Source organism: Caballeronia sp. DA-9 (assembly GCF_051615025.1).
Classification (GTDB): Bacteria; Pseudomonadota; Gammaproteobacteria; order Burkholderiales; family Burkholderiaceae; genus Caballeronia; species Caballeronia sordidicola.
Genome location: NZ_CP195133.1, coordinates 1,311,514 through 1,328,689, shown reverse-complemented (window position 1 = coordinate 1,328,689; position 17,176 = coordinate 1,311,514). Strand labels below are relative to the sequence as shown.

General features: G+C 59.6%; 19 protein-coding genes and 1 tRNA gene. 10 read left to right on the top strand and 10 right to left on the bottom strand.

Annotated elements, in window-relative coordinates:
* Nucleotides 1-20: 20 nt before the first annotated feature.
* Both ACRWA7_RS22155 and ACRWA7_RS22150 read right to left on the bottom strand, forming a co-directional pair.
* A complete protein-coding gene (locus tag ACRWA7_RS22155) occupies nucleotides 21-401 on the bottom strand; it encodes a hypothetical protein (protein WP_438396744.1) in 381 nt (126 codons plus the stop codon).
* 267 nt (nucleotides 402-668) lie between these two features.
* On the bottom strand, nucleotides 669-1,019 hold the full coding sequence (locus ACRWA7_RS22150) for a hypothetical protein (protein WP_438396064.1): 351 nt from the start codon (nucleotides 1,017-1,019) through the stop codon (nucleotides 669-671).
* A 346-nt stretch (nucleotides 1,020-1,365) separates the two neighbouring features.
* Here ACRWA7_RS22150 and ACRWA7_RS22145 point away from each other — a divergent pair, with 346 nt between their 5' ends.
* The 3 genes from ACRWA7_RS22145 to ACRWA7_RS22135 all read left to right on the top strand — a co-directional run bounded on the left by ACRWA7_RS22145 (nucleotide 1,366) and on the right by ACRWA7_RS22135 (nucleotide 3,123).
* Entirely contained in the window at nucleotides 1,366-1,905 is a 540-nt protein-coding gene (locus ACRWA7_RS22145) for a hypothetical protein (protein WP_060816850.1), read from the top strand.
* Between the two features lie 386 nt (nucleotides 1,906-2,291).
* Nucleotides 2,292-2,651: a hypothetical protein gene (locus ACRWA7_RS22140; protein ID WP_060816851.1), complete on the top strand. Its 360-nt coding sequence runs from the start codon at nucleotides 2,292-2,294 to the stop codon at nucleotides 2,649-2,651.
* A 97-nt stretch (nucleotides 2,652-2,748) separates the two neighbouring features.
* Nucleotides 2,749-3,123: a single-stranded DNA-binding protein gene (locus ACRWA7_RS22135; protein WP_438396061.1), complete on the top strand. Its 375-nt coding sequence runs from the start codon at nucleotides 2,749-2,751 to the stop codon at nucleotides 3,121-3,123.
* Nucleotides 3,124-3,140: 17 nt separating this feature from the next.
* On the opposite strand, the gene ACRWA7_RS22130 is transcribed toward ACRWA7_RS22135, so the two are convergent.
* Nucleotides 3,141-3,866, bottom strand: a complete 726-nt coding sequence (locus ACRWA7_RS22130; protein ID WP_438396059.1) for a nuclear transport factor 2 family protein — start codon at nucleotides 3,864-3,866, stop codon at nucleotides 3,141-3,143.
* A gap of 153 nt (nucleotides 3,867-4,019) precedes the next feature.
* Between ACRWA7_RS22130 and ACRWA7_RS22125 the strand changes: the two genes are divergently transcribed.
* The 3 genes from ACRWA7_RS22125 to ACRWA7_RS22115 all read left to right on the top strand — a co-directional run bounded on the left by ACRWA7_RS22125 (nucleotide 4,020) and on the right by ACRWA7_RS22115 (nucleotide 5,792).
* A complete protein-coding gene (locus ACRWA7_RS22125) occupies nucleotides 4,020-4,802 on the top strand; it encodes a helix-turn-helix domain-containing protein (RefSeq protein WP_438396058.1) in 783 nt (260 codons plus the stop codon).
* 235 nt (nucleotides 4,803-5,037) lie between these two features.
* Nucleotides 5,038-5,343 carry a DUF4258 domain-containing protein gene (locus ACRWA7_RS22120; RefSeq protein ID WP_438396056.1) on the top strand — a complete coding sequence of 102 codons (306 nt, stop codon included), beginning with the start codon at nucleotides 5,038-5,040 and terminating at the stop codon, nucleotides 5,341-5,343.
* 2 nt (nucleotides 5,344-5,345) lie between these two features.
* Nucleotides 5,346-5,792: a helix-turn-helix domain-containing protein gene (locus tag ACRWA7_RS22115; RefSeq protein WP_438396054.1), complete on the top strand. Its 447-nt coding sequence runs from the start codon at nucleotides 5,346-5,348 to the stop codon at nucleotides 5,790-5,792.
* A gap of 46 nt (nucleotides 5,793-5,838) precedes the next feature.
* Here the strand turns inward: ACRWA7_RS22115 and ACRWA7_RS22110 are convergent.
* From ACRWA7_RS22110 to cysS, 6 genes are all read right to left on the bottom strand, one after another.
* Nucleotides 5,839-5,932, bottom strand: a tRNA-Ser gene (locus tag ACRWA7_RS22110).
* Nucleotides 5,933-6,135: 203 nt separating this feature from the next.
* Entirely contained in the window at nucleotides 6,136-7,386 is a 1,251-nt protein-coding gene (locus ACRWA7_RS22105; RefSeq protein ID WP_438396052.1) for an aspartate kinase, read from the bottom strand.
* 400 nt (nucleotides 7,387-7,786) lie between these two features.
* Complete coding sequence (gene tilS, locus ACRWA7_RS22100) at nucleotides 7,787-9,238, bottom strand: tRNA lysidine(34) synthetase TilS (protein ID WP_438396049.1); 1,452 nt, start codon at nucleotides 9,236-9,238, stop codon at nucleotides 7,787-7,789.
* A gap of 42 nt (nucleotides 9,239-9,280) precedes the next feature.
* Nucleotides 9,281-10,252: an acetyl-CoA carboxylase carboxyltransferase subunit alpha gene (locus tag ACRWA7_RS22095; protein ID WP_060816859.1), complete on the bottom strand. Its 972-nt coding sequence runs from the start codon at nucleotides 10,250-10,252 to the stop codon at nucleotides 9,281-9,283.
* 118 nt (nucleotides 10,253-10,370) lie between these two features.
* Nucleotides 10,371-11,462 (bottom strand): DNA-3-methyladenine glycosylase family protein, encoded by a 1,092-nt coding sequence (locus tag ACRWA7_RS22090; RefSeq protein WP_060816860.1) that lies wholly within the window; start codon nucleotides 11,460-11,462, stop codon nucleotides 10,371-10,373.
* 44 nt (nucleotides 11,463-11,506) lie between these two features.
* Nucleotides 11,507-12,922 (bottom strand): cysteine--tRNA ligase, encoded by a 1,416-nt coding sequence (gene cysS / locus ACRWA7_RS22085; RefSeq protein ID WP_438396048.1) that lies wholly within the window; start codon nucleotides 12,920-12,922, stop codon nucleotides 11,507-11,509.
* 479 nt (nucleotides 12,923-13,401) lie between these two features.
* On the opposite strand from cysS, the gene ACRWA7_RS22080 reads away from it, so the two are divergent.
* From ACRWA7_RS22080 to ACRWA7_RS22065, 4 genes are all read left to right on the top strand, one after another.
* Complete coding sequence (locus ACRWA7_RS22080; protein WP_060816861.1) at nucleotides 13,402-14,256, top strand: tetratricopeptide repeat protein; 855 nt, start codon at nucleotides 13,402-13,404, stop codon at nucleotides 14,254-14,256.
* Nucleotides 14,257-14,345: 89 nt separating this feature from the next.
* The gene (locus tag ACRWA7_RS22075; protein ID WP_060816862.1) at nucleotides 14,346-14,927 is read left to right on the top strand and encodes a peptidylprolyl isomerase; all 582 of its coding nucleotides are present in this window, start codon (nucleotides 14,346-14,348) and stop codon (nucleotides 14,925-14,927) included.
* A 75-nt stretch (nucleotides 14,928-15,002) separates the two neighbouring features.
* Nucleotides 15,003-15,497: a peptidylprolyl isomerase gene (locus tag ACRWA7_RS22070; protein ID WP_438396044.1), complete on the top strand. Its 495-nt coding sequence runs from the start codon at nucleotides 15,003-15,005 to the stop codon at nucleotides 15,495-15,497.
* Complete coding sequence (locus ACRWA7_RS22065) at nucleotides 15,497-16,315, top strand: UDP-2,3-diacylglucosamine diphosphatase (protein ID WP_438396043.1); 819 nt, start codon at nucleotides 15,497-15,499, stop codon at nucleotides 16,313-16,315. Before ACRWA7_RS22070 ends, ACRWA7_RS22065 begins: the two co-directional genes overlap by 1 nt.
* Here ACRWA7_RS22065 and cysE read toward each other — a convergent pair.
* A complete protein-coding gene (gene cysE / locus ACRWA7_RS22060; protein ID WP_438396041.1) occupies nucleotides 16,312-17,097 on the bottom strand; it encodes a serine O-acetyltransferase in 786 nt (261 codons plus the stop codon). The genes ACRWA7_RS22065 and cysE overlap by 4 nt on opposite strands.
* Nucleotides 17,098-17,176 lie beyond the last annotated feature (79 nt).

Here is a 17,176-nt window from a genome sequence, read left to right as displayed (position 1 = left end):
CGATGCGCGGTTACGGGTGCTTACCGGTGGTGGTCGTTTCCGTGACCGCCGCCATGACCGTTGCCACCACCGTGCGATGGGCCGCCATGACCACGCGGCGAACCATAATAGCCACCACGTCCGCCGTTGTGGCGATACCAGTCGTCACGAGACCAATAGCGCCGGCCATCGTAGTATCGGTCGCCGTACCAGCCAATCACTACAGGCGGGCGCACATACACGGGCGCGGGCTGATAGACGACGGGCGGCGGAGGCGGTGCGTAGTATGGCTGGGGCGCCACATATACCGGCGCGGGAATTCCAATATTGATACCCAGGTTCACGTGACCCGCGTGGGCCGCGCCGGAGACTGTGGCGAGGCATATGCCGGCAATGCCAGCAAGACTGCGAATGCTTTTGATCGTTTTCATGTAAAGGCGCGCCTCGGGCCGTCATTGTTCAGGTGGAAGCGAATATAGCGGATCACGCACGATCCAGTATTTCAACTTTGTAAGTTGTTCATCGACGGGGCGTTATCGTCTGCCGAAAGCTTACTCTTTGTTACATGAAGAAAAGCGGCCAATGAGCGCCAATCGGAGGGCCAACCCGGTTATATAAAAAGCCATCCGGCTTGCGCCGGATGGCCATCGTTCAATGCAGGCTCCAGACTATTGCGCGGTTTTCATCGCTCAATGCCAGCCACGATGATCGCCGTACCGCGGTCCGCCGTGATGGCGATACCAGTCGTCACGAGCCCAGTAGCGATGGCCGTCGTAATACCGATCACCGTGCCAGCCGATAACGATAGCGGGTTGCGCATAGACCGGAGGCGGAGGCGGCGCGTAGACAACCGGCGGTGGCGGCGGTGCATAGACAGCGGGCGGCGGAGGCGGTGCGTAGACAGGCTGCGGTGCAACATACACGGGGGCAGGAACGCCGATATTGACACCCAGACGCACCTGCGCGATTGCCGCGCCGGATAATCCCAGCGCCCCAAAGGCGACTGCCCCGGCAAACATGGTCTTGAGCTTATTGTTCATTTGACGTGTACCTCAACGGATTCAGTTTCGTTGAGATAATCTTAGCCGAATGGCCCGGCGGTATTGTTTCAAGGCGGTAACCCAGAATTACGACCGACGACTGAATGTGACGCAAAATTTCAATCAGCCAATTGAGCGCGAACGCGAGCTCACAAACAGACGCGCGCAAGCGCGGTTGCACGCCTGCTCACTGATAGAATATGGCCAACATCCGCCACCGCTTCAACAACTCTGCCTGACACGCGCCACAGCTGCGCGCGCAGACAGCTTCGAGTTTATGCATCGTGCCAGAGGTAAGTAAGCTTTGCCGCTAACGCTACCCAACGCTGTCCGCCATTATCTTGCGGTGATTTTCGGCACTGCATTCATTTTTCTGCTGACCCTGGTGGCGAATGAGTGGATCTTCCGGCATTCCGAGTACGTTCGTGGCGTGAACTGGGTCTATCTGCCAGCGGGGATGCGGCTGCTCTGCACATTGGTATTCGGGGGCGTGGGCGCAATCGGTATATTGATGGCATCGCTGATTAGCTGCTTTTTCTATTATTTTCCGAACGACCCGGTACACGCTCTGTTCGCCGGGATTATCTCGGCGCTCGCACCCTATCTGGCCTATCTATTCGCCATACGCAAACTGGGCATTCGTCCTTCGCTGGATAACCTCACAGCAAAGCGCCTGCTCCTGCTTGTTTTGCTTTATTCGATTGTGGGTCCCGCGATGCAGCAATCATGGAGCATGTTGACTGACAACGCGGAAAATGCGGGCGAGCGGTTCGTGGTAATGATGATCGGCGATCTGGGCGGTACGCTCATTGTGGTCTATACGCTGAAGCTGAGCCTGTGGCTGATTACCAGAATGCATGGGGCGGCTCACGGAACTTCTCGCTGAAGGCGGTTTCGCTTCTTCGCTCCTGTTCACCGCGAGGCAATGGTCTATCAATATCTGGCGCTTATGGCGAACGATTGAGTTCCAGTTAATGCCATATTCGAACATTCTTATGAATCAGCCCCAATTTATACAAGCGTCGTTACCCTCCTTTTCTAAGCAGGGTAACGCGCTCTTTTTATACTCTCAGGTCTAGTGGCGTTGCCCTATTACGTCAATAGAGCGCCCTCTTTCGATAATCCTATCATTTTATTATCAAAGTGATAAGCGATTTCAGTATCTCTTTCATGAACGCTCGCACCCGCTTTCTCAAGCCATCAAGTAAGCAACGCGCAAGCCTCGTCCACAGCCGATGCTATGATTGCCGGACGTTTCCCGAGTCCGCAGCAATGGCAAAAAAACATCTGGTTGATACCTACTTCCGCTTTCTGAACCTGGCTCAGGCCGTTCAGGCGTTACCCTCCGTTCCAAAACTCGATGCCGCCGAAGAACGCTTGCTTGAAGCATTGACTGCCGCCTGGCACGCAGGGCATTCCCTTACCGTAACGGAAACAATGGCGCTGTCGGCAGCGGGCGCGCCTGCGACGGTGCACCGGAAACTCACGCGGTTACGGCAGGAAGGGCTGGTTTCGGTCGACGAATCGAGTACCGACCTGAGAACCAAGACCGTCATTCCCACGCGCAAGGCGCTCGACTATTTCGAGAAACTCGCCGACTGCCTGGAAGAAGCAAAGCGCAAACAAGGCTGATCGGGCCGAGAAAATTTCGTTGCCTTGACAGACCTGCATAGCCCGAAGCGCGTCTTCGCTCCCGATGAGACAATCCGCGATTTCGAAGGAGCAAACGATGATCGACGGCCTCGTTTCCGGGCGACTTTACGGTACGGCGCAAGTGCGCACCGGCCAGCATGGCACGCACTTCGTAACCTGCCGCGTTCGCGCCACTGCGGGCGACGGCGAAAGTCTGTTCATAAACGTGATTGCCTTCGACGATTCCCCCAAGGAAGCACTGCAGGCGCTTGACGACGGCGATAGCGTAGCGCTTGCCGGCGCATTGACGCCGAAGGTATGGACCGACAAGCAAGGCAATGCAAAGCCCGCGCTCGACATGGTCGTCCACGCAGTATTGAGCGCTTACCACGCAAAGCAAAAGCGTCGCACCGTACGGGGCCTGCCAGAGGGTGGCGAGGATCCGCGCGATGCCCCGGACGATGACGAATAACGCGGCAACGGTTTTTTTCAGCGATTGAGCGCATGCACCAACGGATGGTCGCAATAAATGCGGTTCTCGTAGACCTGTCCGTTCTCATGGCGCACGCAGTCCACGCCCTCGAACCGCAGCGGCGTATCGCCGTGCGTGCCTGTCGCTATCCATCGAATGAAGACCATGTCGCCGCGGCTTGCGTGATCGGCGACTTGAAGCCTGAAATCGGGGATGCGACGCAGCAATTCGTGCAGCGGACGAACATATGCTTCAACGCCTTTTAACGGCGTATCGAGTCCCGGCCAATATCCCTCGATGTTCGCAGCCAGTTCGTTCGTCGGCTTGCTGAAATCCGGCGCCGCCCAGAACGCCGCGTATTTCTCGACGCTCCAGTCGCGCCCTGTCAGCGCACTGTCGATAAAACCCGTAATGCTGGCGAAGCGCCCGTCAATGCTGAATTCGCCGATATCTGTGCCGCTCGCAAACTGCCGCCCGGTTGCATCGATCAAACGCCAACTGAAGCGCACCATCTTTCCCGTCGCGTCAATACCGCCAACGGGCTGGAGTCGCATACCCGGCATGGCCGACCGAAACGCGCCGATCATGTCGGCGAATTCCATCGGGCCGGTGCTGTTCATCATCGGGTCAAGGTAGCGGCCGTTCTCCGTCAAAAGCTGCGCGGCGAGCGCTTCGCGGCGGGACGCATCCGCCTCGTTCCAGGCATCGAAATAACGGCCCACCAGAATCTCATGCTCGGTCATGATGCTCTCCATTTAAACGTAATCGACTTATTGAGTGGGACCGGGCCGAGTCGGCGCGGCGCGGTCTGGAAGTCATCATCGGGAGAGACATGCCGCGTGTCGATTACGCGCGAGGTAATGGCTGCGCGCACGGCGCTTTGCTAAGGTAAGCACATGAACACACTGACCTCGACGGCCGTGTCTATCGGCAGCTTGATCAAGCATTGGCGCGAACGGCGGCGCATGAGCCAGCTTTTGCTCGCAAATGAAGCGGAGATTTCGAGCCGGCATCTTAGTTTCATCGAAACCGGGCGCGCCGCGCCTAGCCGCGCGATGGTATTGCGTCTGGCCGAATACCTCGATGTCCCGCTGCGCGAGCGTAATCAATTGCTTGCGGCAGCCGGTTTCGCGCCCGTCTTCCAGGAACGTTCGCTCGACGATCAATCGATGGCGCCCGCGCGACTCGCCATGGAGCAGGTGTTAAAGGGACACGAGCCGTATCCCGCGCTTGCGATCGACCGGCACTGGAATTTGATATTGGCGAATGGTGCGGTTGCGGCGCTTATCGCCGATGCCGACGCGGCCCTGCTCAAGCCACCTGTCAACGTGCTGCGCTTGAGTCTTCATCCGCTGGGGCTGGCGTCGAAGATCGTGAATCTCGGACAATGGCGAAGGCACTTGCTCGAACGTCTCGACGGCCAGATACGAGCGAGTGGCGATACACAACTGGTCGCGTTACGCGAAGAGTTGTCGAGCTATCCAGGGGAAGTCAGTGACGAACGGACGATGACATCATTTATTGCCATTCCATTTGTGCTGAGCACGGCGGCGGGAAACTTGTCGTTCATCAGCACCACCCTGATATTTGGCACACCGATTGATGTGACGCTCTCGGAATTGGCCATCGAGATGTTTTTCCCCGCCGACGAAGCCACGGCCGCAGCATTGAAACGGTAGCGCTCGATAGCTTAACTAACCAATTGCCCCAGTATTCAAGGAGTCGCGCTCAAGACCCGGGCGCTGCCCCTTGAGCGTACACGCGCGTCAAATCTCATCAATGTGCACATTGGTGACTTGCCAGAATCGCATCGGGCAGGCGAGTGTATAGGTCAAGCCTCGGCGCGGGTGAGGCAACCGACATGAAAGTTTCGGTTGTGTTTTCAACCACAACAACCTATACTTTTTATAGATTATGGCAACTAACCGGGATTGGGAAAACCTCATTCATGAGATAGCGCAAAACACCATCAATGTGATCTTCACGAGGCATGCGGACGAGATGATGGCAGCACGATGCATTACGAAAGCCATGGTGCTGGAAACGCTGCGTCGTGGGCGTATTGTCCGTCCTCCTGCACTTACACCAAGCGGCCATACAAAGTGCCGGATGGAGTACGACTGCGGCGGGGACGAAATCAAGGTCATTGCCGCCGTGACGGATATGAACGCCACGCGCACCGTAGTCGTCACGGCATTTGACAGGGACAGAGAGGAATAACAATGTACAGCTACACCGATGGCGGCTTGACCAACATTGTCTTGGCGAACGGCTATGAAGAGCACGACACCGAATTTGGCCCAGGCGTTTCGTTTCACGATCTGGATGGCCTGATCAAGGCCATCTGCCTCGCACTTGCAAGCAAGCGTTCACCGCTGAGCGCAGAGGAGTTCCGTTATCTGCGACAAGCGCTGTGTCTATCGCAAACGTCGGTTGGACGCTTGATGGGCATAACCGACCAAGCGGTTGCGAAATGGGAAAAGAAACAAGTGCCACTGCCCAAGCTCGCTGAGTTCGCCATGCGCGCTATCTACATGGAACACGCCGGAGGCAATCAGAAAGTCAAAGATCTTGTCGAAGCGCTCAATGTGACCGAAAGGGCACTGACAATCGTCATGCGTGAGACTGAAAAAGGCTGGCAGCACGAAGAGGAAGAATCCGTGACTTAAAACAAAACCCCCGTAAGTCAAAAACTTACGGGGGTTTGCATGCTTCTGGCGGAGACGGAGGGATTCGAACCCTCGATCCAGGTTTTAGCCCAGATGCTCCCTTAGCAGGGGAGTACCTTCAACCTCTCGGCCACGTCTCCTGCACTTTCTGCCGCGCGGGAGTCAGCGCGACGAAGCCAAGATGATAGCGGGTTAGCAGCTACCGGTCAATTTCATGAGACAAAATTTTTCGTGTTGCTGACTGCTTGCAGATGCGCATCAAAAGCAGCACGCATCATGGCTTCAACTGCAACAAAGAACCGGGTTTACTGCTATTCGTTCCTGTCGGGACCAGCCCGGGCCATCAGGCGCGATCGAGCTCGAACACCTTGTGCAACGCACGTACCGCAAGCTCGGTGTACTTTTCGTCGATAAGCACGGAAATCTTGATCTCGGAGGTCGAGATCATCTGGATATTGATGCCCTCTTCCGCCAGCGTACGGAACATCGTGCTGGCAATGCCCACGTGCGACCGCATGCCAACGCCGACTACCGATACCTTCGACACCTTCGGGTCGCCGCGAACCTGCTCGGCCTTCACGTGTTCCTTCACCTGGTTCGTCAGGATCTCCATGGCGCGCGCGTAATCGCCGCGGCCCACCGTGAACGTGAAGTCGGTCTTGCCGTCCACGCTCGTGTTCTGGATGATCATGTCGATATCGATGTTCGCATCCGCCACCGGACCCAGGATCTGGTACGCAATACCCGGCTTGTCGGGCACGCCCATTACGGCAATACGCGCTTCGTCGCGCTGGAATGCGATGCCCGAGATAACAGCTTTTTCCATGGTCTCGTCTTCTTCAAAAGTAATCAGGGTGCCCGAGCGCATTTCGGTTTCGAGAGGAATCATCGGGTCTGTCAGGCTCGACAGCACACGCGTCTTCACCTGATATTTACCGGCAAATTCCACCGAACGGATCTGCAGCACCTTCGATCCGAGGCTCGCCATTTCCAGCATTTCTTCAAACGTCACGCGATCCAGACGGCGCGCTTCTTCCACCACGCGCGGGTCGGTGGTGTAGACACCGTCGACGTCCGTATAGATCAGGCATTCATCGGCTTTCATTGCGGCCGCGATGGCCACCGCCGACGTATCCGAGCCGCCGCGGCCGAGCGTTGCAATATGGCCTTCCGGATCGACGCCCTGGAAGCCGGTGATGACGACGACTTTGCCCGCGTCGAGATCGGCAAGCACGCGCGTACCGTCGATGTCGCTGATGCGCGCTTTCGTGAACGCACTATCTGTCTTGATGGGAACTTGCCAGCCCGCATAGCTGACGGCTTCGAGCCCTTCGGCATGCAGCGCGATGGCCAGCAGGCCGACGCTGACCTGTTCGCCCGTCGAGGCAATCATGTCGAGTTCGCGCGGGTCGGGGTTCGTGGTGATTTCGCGCGCGAGGCCAAGCAGGCGGTTCGTTTCGCCGGACATGGCCGACGGGACCACGACCATCTTGTGCCCGGCCTTGTGCCATTTGGCGACGCGCCTGGCGACGTTCTTGATGCGCTCGACCGAGCCCATCGAAGTGCCGCCGTATTTATGTACGATGAGTGCCATTGTCGTTTTGAACTGGAGGAAAAGCCGCGCTGCGCGCCGTGTAATGCGCCGCGTACCGCACGTGGTTCACGTATTGCGTCAGAAGTCGGCCTCGAGCCTGGGTTCGGGCGAAATCTGCTCTGGTGCGATCGACGACTTAAGCGTGACGACGAAACGCGGTTGCCGCGCGCGCAAGGTTCGCTCACGCGCAAAATGCAATTCCAGCGGCTAAAAACGCGTCTTCTGGACGGAAAAGCTGCTTGAAAGGCGATGCGGGAAACCGGTAAACGTACCCGATCGGGGGCTAAAACACAAGCCAAAACGGGCAAACCGACTTGGATCGGCAGCTTCCCGACGCCTGCAAAAGTAAAATTTTACCGGTTGATTTCACGATCCGGCCCCTGTGCAGAGACGCCTCGCTTCAGGCGATCACGAGATCCGGCTGCCACGTTATATGCCGCCAAGGACCGCTTGCATGGTCCGGTTGCCAGCACGCCCGATTGACTCCGATCAGCGGCACGAACAATAGCGTCTCGCCCGAGAACAGAAGCGGCACATCGCGTTTCCAGCCCGGTATGCCCTGCTCCTGAAACAGGTTCTTGAGCGTGCGGCTCGGTCCTTGCGCCGACAAGCGCACGCGCTCGCCTCCCACACGCGAACGCACGGTAAGCGGCTCCGCGCGCAGCGTGGCTTCGGGAACAGCATCGGCAAGAGCGCTGGCTTCGGTGTCTCCTTCAGTCACCGGCGCAAACACGAAAGTGCCGCGCCACTCGGGCAAACGCCAGATGGTTTCACCGGTCCAGTCGAGTCTGCTCGCAGTACGCGGCGCTTCAACGCCATTGTCCAGATCCATGGGATCGGCGCTGTCGCCCGTCTCCCAGAAGATGCACTCGCGATACACCCGCAAACAATGTCCCGCATGATCGATACGCAACGCATGGCCATTGCGGGAAGTGGCGGCATCGCGCAATTGACGCAAGATCTCGCCCATGCGCGCCGCCGACGCCGCCTGCAATCCGAGCGCACGCATCCAGTAGCGCAGCAGGTTGACCGCGCGTTCGTCGTCGAGGGCGAGCACGGCCGGCAACGTCAGCGCGTTTTCATCGTCCGTTTGCGTGACCGACTGCAAGTCGATGCGCGCAAGCTCATCCAGCAACCGTTGCGCCGACGCCGCGTGCGATGCGGTCCGTGCAAGCGCATCGCGAAAACCAGGGAAGTGCACGGCGAGCGCCGGCAGGACATCATGACGCAACGCGTTGCGGGCGTAGCGGGTATCGGTGTTGGATTCGTCGTCGATCCAGCGCAGGTCGCGCTGGTGTGCGTAATGCTCCAGTTGCGCCCGCAATACATGCAGCAAGGGGCGCACGCGCGGCACGGACAGTCCGTCGGCGCGCTGCGGCGCCATGGCGGCGAGCCCCGCCACGCCCGCGCCGCGCAGCAATTGCAGCAACACGGTCTCCGCCTGATCGTCAGCATGATGCGCGAGCCATAACGTGGTGGCGCCCTGCTCGTCGCATAGCGCGTCAAGCGCCCGATACCGCGCATCACGCGCCGCCGCTTCAAGACTTTCGCCACCTTCACGCACGACATCGACCTGACGCGATGCAAACCGCACGCCCAGCGCCCGGGCGAACGCGTGACAGTGCGCGGCCCAGGCATCGGCGTTCGGGCTCAAGCCGTGATGAACGTGCAACGCGATCACGCGCGCCTCGCCCGCACAACGGACGGCGGCATCGAGCAACGTGGTGGAATCGAGACCGCCGCTGAACGCGACGGCTATGGGACTGTCAGCCGATGCCGGCAGATTGGCCAACGCCGCGCGCACCGCATCGATCACGAGGCGGCTGGCGGGCGTTTCGGAATCGGAAGTCACAGGAATCGCTTTCCTGCACCACGGTGAGCGAAGGTTTTCACCTCACGCGCCCGGCAGGTTTTCCTTGAACTTGCCGTACGCCATGAGCTTGTCGAAACGACGCGCACGGACATCGAGTGCGTTCATGCCGTGGAACTGGCGCAGCGTGTCGGCCAATGCACGGCGCAGCAATGCGGCCATGCCTTTCGGATCGCGATGCGCGCCGCCAAGCGGCTCATTTACGATCTTGTCGATCAGCCCCAGCGCCTTCAACCGGTGCGCAGTCAATCCCAGCGCTTCGGCCGCTTCGGGCGCTTTCGCCGCGCTTTTCCACAAGATGGATGCGCAGCCTTCAGGTGAAATCACCGAATACGTTGAAAATTGCAGCATCAATACGCTATCCGCCACGGCAATCGCCAGCGCGCCGCCGGAACCGCCTTCGCCAATGATGGTAGCGATGATCGGCGTTTTCAGTTCAGCCATCACGTACAGGTTGCGGCCGATTGCTTCCGACTGGCCGCGCTCTTCGGCGCCAATTCCGGGATACGCGCCGGGTGTATCGATAAACGTGAAGATCGGAAGGCCGAACTTCTCCGCCAGACGCATCAGGCGCTCAGCCTTGCGATATCCCTCAGGGCGCGGCATGCCGAAATTGCGCGCTGCGCGCTCTTTCGTGTCGCGCCCCTTCTGCTGTCCGATCACCATGCAGGCCTGACCGTTGAACCGCGCCAGACCGCCGACGATGGCCAGGTCGTCAGCATACGAACGGTCGCCATGCAGTTCGTGGAAATCGGTGAAGAGTTCGTTCACATAGTCGAGGGTGTACGGGCGCTGTGGATGGCGCGCGATCTGAGAAACCTGCCACGGAGTCAGGTTCGCGTACAAGTCTTTGGTGAGTTGCTGGCTCTTCTTCGACAGCCGCTCGATTTCTTCCGAAATATCGACAGCGGAATCGTCCTGAACGAAGCGCAATTCTTCGATCTTCGCTTCGAGTTCAGCGATCGGCTGTTCGAAATCCAGAAAAGTGGTCTTCATATGTTCGAATCCTAGAGCATCGGGCAGCGCGTATTCTAACCGCGCCGGCCTCACTAAATTTCGGGTCGAAACTATCGATTATAGGATATTAATAGCGTGACGACCGTGGGCGCGCACGTCAGTGGTCGGCTGGCACGGGATAGAGGCTGCGCCACATATACCAGGTCGCGACGGTTCGCCACGGCTCCCAGTTGGCCGCGACTTCGCGTGCTTCGCTGCGCGTGACGGGTTCACCGCTGAAATAGTTGACGCTGATGGCCTGAATCAGGCCCAGGTCGTCGAGCGGCAGGACATCAGGGCGCGACAGGTTGAAGATCAGGAACATTTCCGCGGTCCACCGCCCGATACCGCGGATCTGCGTCAATTCCGCGATCACCGCTTCGTCTTCCATTGACGTCCAGCTGTCGACGTGCAATGCGCCCGACACGAAATGCTGCGCGACATCGAGAATGTATTCGGACTTTCTCTTCGATAAGCCGCACGACTGCAGCTTCGCCGGCCCCACCCTGATGAACTGTTGCGGCGCGAGCGTGGGACATGCGCCTTCCACGCGCTTCCAGATGGCTTGCGCGGAGGCCACCGAAATCTGCTGACCGACAACGGAACGCGCCAATGTAGTGAACGGATCGTCGCGATTCACCAGATGCACCGGGCCGAACTTCGGAATCAGCTTCTTGAGAATCCGGTCGCGCTTGACGAGATCCGCGCACGCCTTGTCCCAATACTCGGGACGTGCCGCTTCGGGCGAAAGCCCAGGTGTCTGCACCGGCACCGTCTTCGCAGCGACAGCTTTATCGGTCGTGATCGCGCGCGATTTGCGGACGATTTCGCCATCGGCCTGCGGGTCGCGCACGAGCGCTTGCGCGGCGTCAGCAGTGACATCGGCTTCGGTGGCTTTCACGTCGAGTGCCTTTGCGCCCTCGCCGTTCCCTTTCTTGAGCGATGTCCTGGACACGGCCGCACGCGCCGTCTTGCGCGCGCGCACGGTGCCGTTGGGTGCTGGCGCGTCATCATGCGCGGCGCCATTGGCGACCCGTCTCTTCAATGCCGCCTTGACCGGCACATCGTCAGCCGTACCATTGAGCCGCTTGCCCAGGGGTTTGGACGCCGTCGCCGTCTTCACTTTTGCACGCCGCGCGACCGTCGTTTCGGTCGCTGCGGTACTTCCGGACGCGGCTCGTTTAGCCGGCGTCTTTCTGGCCGTTGCCATCATGCCTCCTGCCTGGTGAGTCGATCAGAGAATACGAAAGACGTTCAACTGCGACGCCATTCGGTCGACCCACCCGGTTTGTCTTCAAGTGCAATTCCGGCTTCGAGCAACTCAGCGCGAATCCGGTCTGCTTCGGCATAGTTCTTCGCCTGCTTCGCAGCAACGCGAGCAGCGATCTTCGTCTCGATATCGAGAGGCGTGAGGCCGACCGCGCCTTCCTCGCCGTTATTCCTGCTACTGCCCGGCGCATCCTGAAGGAACGCGCGCGGCTCGCGCTGCAACAAGCCGAGCACGCCGCCAAGCGCTTTCAACTGCCGCGCAAGTACCGCGTCCTGCGAGCGATTCACTTCGCTTGCCAGCTCGAACAGCACCGCAATCGCGACAGGCGTATTGAAGTCGTCGTTCATGGCGGCCTGGAAACGTTGCGCATGCACTTCGTTCCAGTCGAGCGGGTCCGTGTCCGGGCTCACGTCTTTCAATGCGGTGTACAAGCGCGTGAGCGCCCCACGTGCATCATCTATATGAACGTCGCTGTAGTTGAGCGGCGACCGATAGTGTGCCCGCGCAATAAAAAAGCGCACGACTTCCGCATCGAATTTTTCAAGCACTTCGCGAATGGTGAAGAAGTTGCCAAGCGACTTCGACATCTTTTCGCTGTCGATCTGCACAAAGCCGTTATGCATCCAGTAGTTCACGAACTGAACGCCGGTTGCCGCCTCGCTCTGCGCAATTTCATTCTCATGGTGCGGAAACTGCAGGTCCTGGCCGCCACCGTGGATGTCGAAGCGATCGCCCAGAAGCGTGCATCCCATAGCAGAACACTCGATGTGCCAGCCCGGCCGCCCACGCCCCCAGGCGGAGTCCCAGCCCGTATCAGGCGGTTCTCCCTCTTTCGCCCGCTTCCACAATACGAAGTCGAGCGGGTCCTGCTTCGCATCGTTGGAGGCCACGCGCTCGCCCGCGCGCAGGTCTTCGATCGACTTGCCGGACAGTTTGCCGTAGCCCTCGAACTTGCGCACGGCGTAGTTCACGTCGCCATCGCTCGCCTGATACGCGTAACCGTTGTTCACGAGCGTCTCGATCATGCCGAGCATCTGCGGCACGAAATCGGTCGCGCGCGGTTCATGGTCGGGACGCTCGACACCCAGGGCGTCGAGATCGTCGTACATGGCCTGGATGAACCGCGCGGTCAGCGTCTTGATCGGCTCGCCGTTCTCCACGGCGCGGCGAATGATCTTGTCGTCGATGTCCGTGATGTTGCGCACGTATGTCACGTCGTAACCAATCGTGCGAAGCCACCGCTGGACAATGTCGAACACGATCATCATGCGCGCGTGCCCGACGTGACAGTAGTCGTACACCGTGATTCCGCAGACATACATGCGCACTTCTCCGGCACGGAGCGGCACAAAAGGTTGCTTGTCACGCGCGAGCGTGTTGTAGATGCGCAATGAGTTCATAAACGATGGTGCGTGGGCCGGGACATCCGAATGTTTCGATTGCTGGCCGATTTGGCGAGCATGCTGCGTAATCATAGATTCCACAGTTTCCACAGATTCGTCAGCGCGCCTTGGCGTTGCTGCGAGTCACACAAGTGCCTGCACAAACCGCGCGAACCGCAAGGTCGGCACCGAGACGATCATGCTACAGGTAGCCGTCGACCAGCGACAAGAACTAGAACGACAGCTTGACCGGCAACAACATAATGACGAACGCATAAGGACGAAGACATGTTCGGCTGGAAACCGGAACGATGGGAACCCGATGGCGACCGGATGAGAAGCCCGGGAACCAGGATCGCAGCACCGCAACAACACCCCGGTCATGCGAATCGAAACGGAGGCGGCCGCGAGTGGCGTAAAGACTGTCCTGACGTTCGTCGGAACGTTGCGGACGTTTTGTTAGAATGGGCCGGAGTATAACATTCAGAAACGAGCCTATGAAACCTTCAAGCCGCCGCGTACCAAGCGTTGCCAAGCTCGCGGCGACCGCACTTGCAACCGCCGCCACCATCGTATTCGGAGTTGGCGCAACGTTGTGGCCGACCATGCCGGCACTTGCGCAAGTCTCCACCGCCACCGCCGATGACACGCCCGCCATCGACGCCGCCATTGCGCAGAAGCAATGGCCGAGCGCGCTCGCGCAACTGGACGCGCGCCTCAAGACGAATCCGCGCGACGTGCAGGCGAAATTCAAGCGCGCCACCGTGCTGGCTCGCCTGAATCGCGACGACGAAGCCATTACTGCGTTCACGGAGCTCACGCAAACGTATCCGGAGTTGCCGGAGCCGTACAACAACCTTGCCGCGCTCTACGCAAAGAAAGGCCGCTACGACGAAGCACGCGTCGCGCTCGAAACCGCCACGAAGGCAAATCCGAGTTATGCGCTCGCGTACGAGAATCTCGGCGACCTGTATCTGCGGCTCGCAAGCGAATCGTACAAGCGCGCTCAGACGCTGGGATCGAGAAGCCCGCTGACCGCGCAGCGCGTGAACAGCATTCAGCAGATCGTCTCGCCGCCGCCGCGACGTCGTCCGGAAGCGGCCGCTGCTGCAGCCGCGGCGGCGGCTTCCGGCGCATCGGGCGTTTCCTCGGCGTCGTCAACGTCAGCGGCTTCCGCGCCGGTGGCGTCGTCGGGAACATCGAGCAACAGCGACTGGAGCGGCCCGAATACCGGCACAACCGGCTCGTCTTCGTCCTCGACCGACATGTCCGCCCCGCTCTATTCGCCTTTCGGTGGACCGAGCGTGCCGCTCTCGAACACGCCTTACTTCGCACCTTCCGCGAAACCGTGATCCGGCCTGTACGGACTTCCAGGCCGCGAGGTCTGAAAACCCGTACGAGCCATCACACGATGCAGCTCCAACCAGAGGATCGATTGCTCATGAAAAGTTTGTTGTTGGCGCTCGGCAGCGCCGCACTTATCGCCCAGGCGCCTGCTTTTGCCCAGTCGTCACCGGCAGCCGCGCATCCGAACGTGCTGCTCAAGACATCGCAAGGCGACATCAAGGTCGAGCTTTATCCTGAGAAGGCGCCCAAGAGCGTCGCCAACTTTCTCGACTACGTGAAGTCCGGGCAGTACAACGGCACGATTTTTCATCGTGTGATTCCGGGCTTCATGATCCAGGGCGGCGGGTACACCACGAGCTTTGCTGAGAAGCCCACGCGCGCGCCCATTCCGCTCGAAAGCAAGAACGGCTTGAAGAACAGCACCGGCACCCTCGCGATGGCCCGTACGAGCGATCCGAATTCGGCCACGTCGCAGTTCTTCATCAATACCGTCGACAACACCGGCCTCGATTACCCCAACGGCGACGGCAACGGTTATGCCGTATTCGGCAAGGTGATCTCGGGCATGGACGTGGTCAAGAAGATCGAAGCCACACCCACCACCACGCGCGGACCCATGGGCGATGTGCCGCAATCGAATGTCGTGATCGAGTCGGCGAGCGTGGTCGGCAAGTAAAAGCAGTAGCGGCAGGCATACGCCGTGCGCGTCGCGTAATGCTCCATCAACTCTTGAACAGGAAAGTAATTCATCATGGTCGAACTCCATACGAATCACGGCATCATCAAGATCGAACTGAACGCCGAGAAGGCGCCGAAGTCAGTCGAGAATTTCTTGAACTACGTGAAGAAAGGCCACTACGACAACACCGTGTTCCATCGCGTGATCGACGGCTTCATGATCCAGGGCGGCGGCTTCGAACCGGGCATGAAGCAAAAGCCGACGGACGCGCCCATTGACAACGAAGCCAACAATGGCCTGAAAAACGAAGTCGGTTCGGTCGCCATGGCGCGCACCAACGATCCGCATTCGGCGACCGCGCAATTCTTCATCAACGTGGGCGACAACGAGTTCCTGAACCACTCTGCGCCGACGTCGCAAGGCTGGGGTTACGCGGTGTTCGGCAAGGTCGTGGACGGCATGGACATTGTCGACAAGATCCGCAAGGTGAAGACCGGCTCGAAGGGCTTTCATCAGGACGTGCCGGCGGATGACGTCGTAATCGAGAAGGCTGTCGTCGTTGGTTAATGACTGACTTGACGCACGGTGTGATCGATTCATTGGAAACAGCGGGCGCGAAAGCTACAGCGCGCCCGCTGTTTTTCATTTCCGATCTCCATTTGAGCGACGCCATTCCACATACCGTGGCAGCGTTCGAACATTTCATGGAAGTGACGGCGAACGACGCCGACTCGGTGTTCATCCTCGGCGACCTGTTCGAATTCTGGGTTGGAGACGACGTGCTGGATGCATCCGTTCCCGGTCCGCGCGCTGCATTTGCAAGGCGCATGACGGCGCTGCTGCACACGTTGTCCGAGCGTGGCATCGGCTTGTATGTGATGCACGGCAATCGCGATTTCCTGCTCGGCAAGCGCTTCATGCGCGCGGCCGGCGCGATGCCGTTGCCCGATCCGTTCGTGATCACCGCGTTCGGAACACGCATCGTGATCGCGCATGGCGACGCGCTGTGCACCGACGACCCCGCGTACCAGCGTTTTCGACGCTTCGCGCGAAACCCGGTCGCGCAGCGGATGTTCCTGAGCTTGCCGCTGAAGCTGCGTTTATCGATTGCGGAGCGCATGCGCTCGACCAGCGAAGATGGACGGATGCGTCCCGCGCAAGCCAAATATGACGTGACCCGGGAAGCCGTGGCGCAACTGTTTGCGAACACGGGCACGCGCACGATGATTCACGGCCACACGCATCTGCCCGCGCGGCATCGTGAAAACGATGGCGTCCGGTGGGTCATACCGGATTGGGAACTCGATCATGGCGAGCCACGCGGCGGTTATTTGCGCGTGGACGCCAACGGGATTCGGGCGCTGCCGCTGGAAGCAAGCGTCTAACGGCGCGCGGCTTCGCCTTTCATGACATCGGACAGCCGCTTCAGGTCAATGAACGCGGCGTTCTCCACCCCGCTGATCGCATCAATGCGCGTACCCAGCTTTTCCAGCGCCGCAACGATCTCATCCACGCGATGCGTTTGCGTCGATGCATGATCGATCAGGCCGTGGATTGCGAGCGATACGGGATCATCGGCGTTCGGCGTAATGCCATAGGCGCAAAAAGCCGGGCGCTCAGGCGCGCAGTCCTTTTGAGCTGGCCTTGCGGCCGCGGGCATGACCACACGCGCGGGATTGCCCACTGCCGTGGCGCCTGCCGGAACGGGTTTCACCACCACCGCGTTCGAACCTATCTTTGCCTGCGCGCCGACCGTGAATGCGCCGAGCACTTTTGCACCCGCGCCGACGATCACGCCTTGTTCGAGCGTCGGATGCCGCTTGGCCCCGCGCGCGAGCGACGTGCCGCCAAGCGTGACGCCCTGGTAGATCGTGCAGTCGTCGCCGATCACCGCTGTTTCCCCGATCACGACGCCCATGCCATGATCGATAAACACGCGCCGCCCAAGCGTCGCGCCCGGATGAATTTCGATGCCCGTCATGAATCGCGCGAACTGCGAGACGAAGCGTCCGAGCCAGCGCGCGCCCGACATCCATGACACATGAGCAATCCGGTGCAGGACGATCGCGTGAAAGCCCGGATAACACGTCGCGACTTCCCAACCGCTGCGGGCGGCGGGATCGCGCTCGCGGATGGCGGCAATGTCTTCGCGAAGTCGGTTGAACATGGCGGTGGCTCGGTCAGTGATCTGCGGGGGTTTATCGCGAACGTGCGCCGCCGTTCGGCTCAGCACGAATTCGGGAATC

What these genes read in the sequence shown, in the direction of transcription:
- ACRWA7_RS22150 (WP_438396064.1), bottom strand. Translation starts at nt 1,019, where the DNA reads ATGAACAATAAGCTCAAGACCATGTTTGCCGGGGCAGTCGCCTTTGGG.
- ACRWA7_RS22140 (WP_060816851.1), top strand. Translation starts at nt 2,292, where the DNA reads ATGGCAAAAAAACATCTGGTTGATACCTACTTCCGCTTTCTGAACCTG.
- ACRWA7_RS22135 (WP_438396061.1), top strand. Translation starts at nt 2,749, where the DNA reads ATGATCGACGGCCTCGTTTCCGGGCGACTTTACGGTACGGCGCAAGTG.
- ACRWA7_RS22130 (WP_438396059.1), bottom strand. Translation starts at nt 3,866, where the DNA reads ATGACCGAGCATGAGATTCTGGTGGGCCGTTATTTCGATGCCTGGAAC.
- ACRWA7_RS22125 (WP_438396058.1), top strand. Translation starts at nt 4,020, where the DNA reads ATGAACACACTGACCTCGACGGCCGTGTCTATCGGCAGCTTGATCAAG.
- ACRWA7_RS22120 (WP_438396056.1), top strand. Translation starts at nt 5,038, where the DNA reads ATGGCAACTAACCGGGATTGGGAAAACCTCATTCATGAGATAGCGCAA.
- ACRWA7_RS22115 (WP_438396054.1), top strand. Translation starts at nt 5,346, where the DNA reads ATGTACAGCTACACCGATGGCGGCTTGACCAACATTGTCTTGGCGAAC.
- ACRWA7_RS22105 (WP_438396052.1), bottom strand. Translation starts at nt 7,386, where the DNA reads ATGGCACTCATCGTACATAAATACGGCGGCACTTCGATGGGCTCGGTC.
- ACRWA7_RS22095 (WP_060816859.1), bottom strand. Translation starts at nt 10,252, where the DNA reads ATGAAGACCACTTTTCTGGATTTCGAACAGCCGATCGCTGAACTCGAA.
- ACRWA7_RS22090 (WP_060816860.1), bottom strand. Translation starts at nt 11,462, where the DNA reads ATGGCAACGGCCAGAAAGACGCCGGCTAAACGAGCCGCGTCCGGAAGT.
- cysS (WP_438396048.1), bottom strand. Translation starts at nt 12,922, where the DNA reads ATGAACTCATTGCGCATCTACAACACGCTCGCGCGTGACAAGCAACCT.
- ACRWA7_RS22080 (WP_060816861.1), top strand. Translation starts at nt 13,402, where the DNA reads ATGAAACCTTCAAGCCGCCGCGTACCAAGCGTTGCCAAGCTCGCGGCG.
- ACRWA7_RS22075 (WP_060816862.1), top strand. Translation starts at nt 14,346, where the DNA reads ATGAAAAGTTTGTTGTTGGCGCTCGGCAGCGCCGCACTTATCGCCCAG.
- ACRWA7_RS22070 (WP_438396044.1), top strand. Translation starts at nt 15,003, where the DNA reads ATGGTCGAACTCCATACGAATCACGGCATCATCAAGATCGAACTGAAC.
- ACRWA7_RS22065 (WP_438396043.1), top strand. Translation starts at nt 15,497, where the DNA reads ATGACTGACTTGACGCACGGTGTGATCGATTCATTGGAAACAGCGGGC.
- cysE (WP_438396041.1), bottom strand. Translation starts at nt 17,097, where the DNA reads ATGTTCAACCGACTTCGCGAAGACATTGCCGCCATCCGCGAGCGCGAT.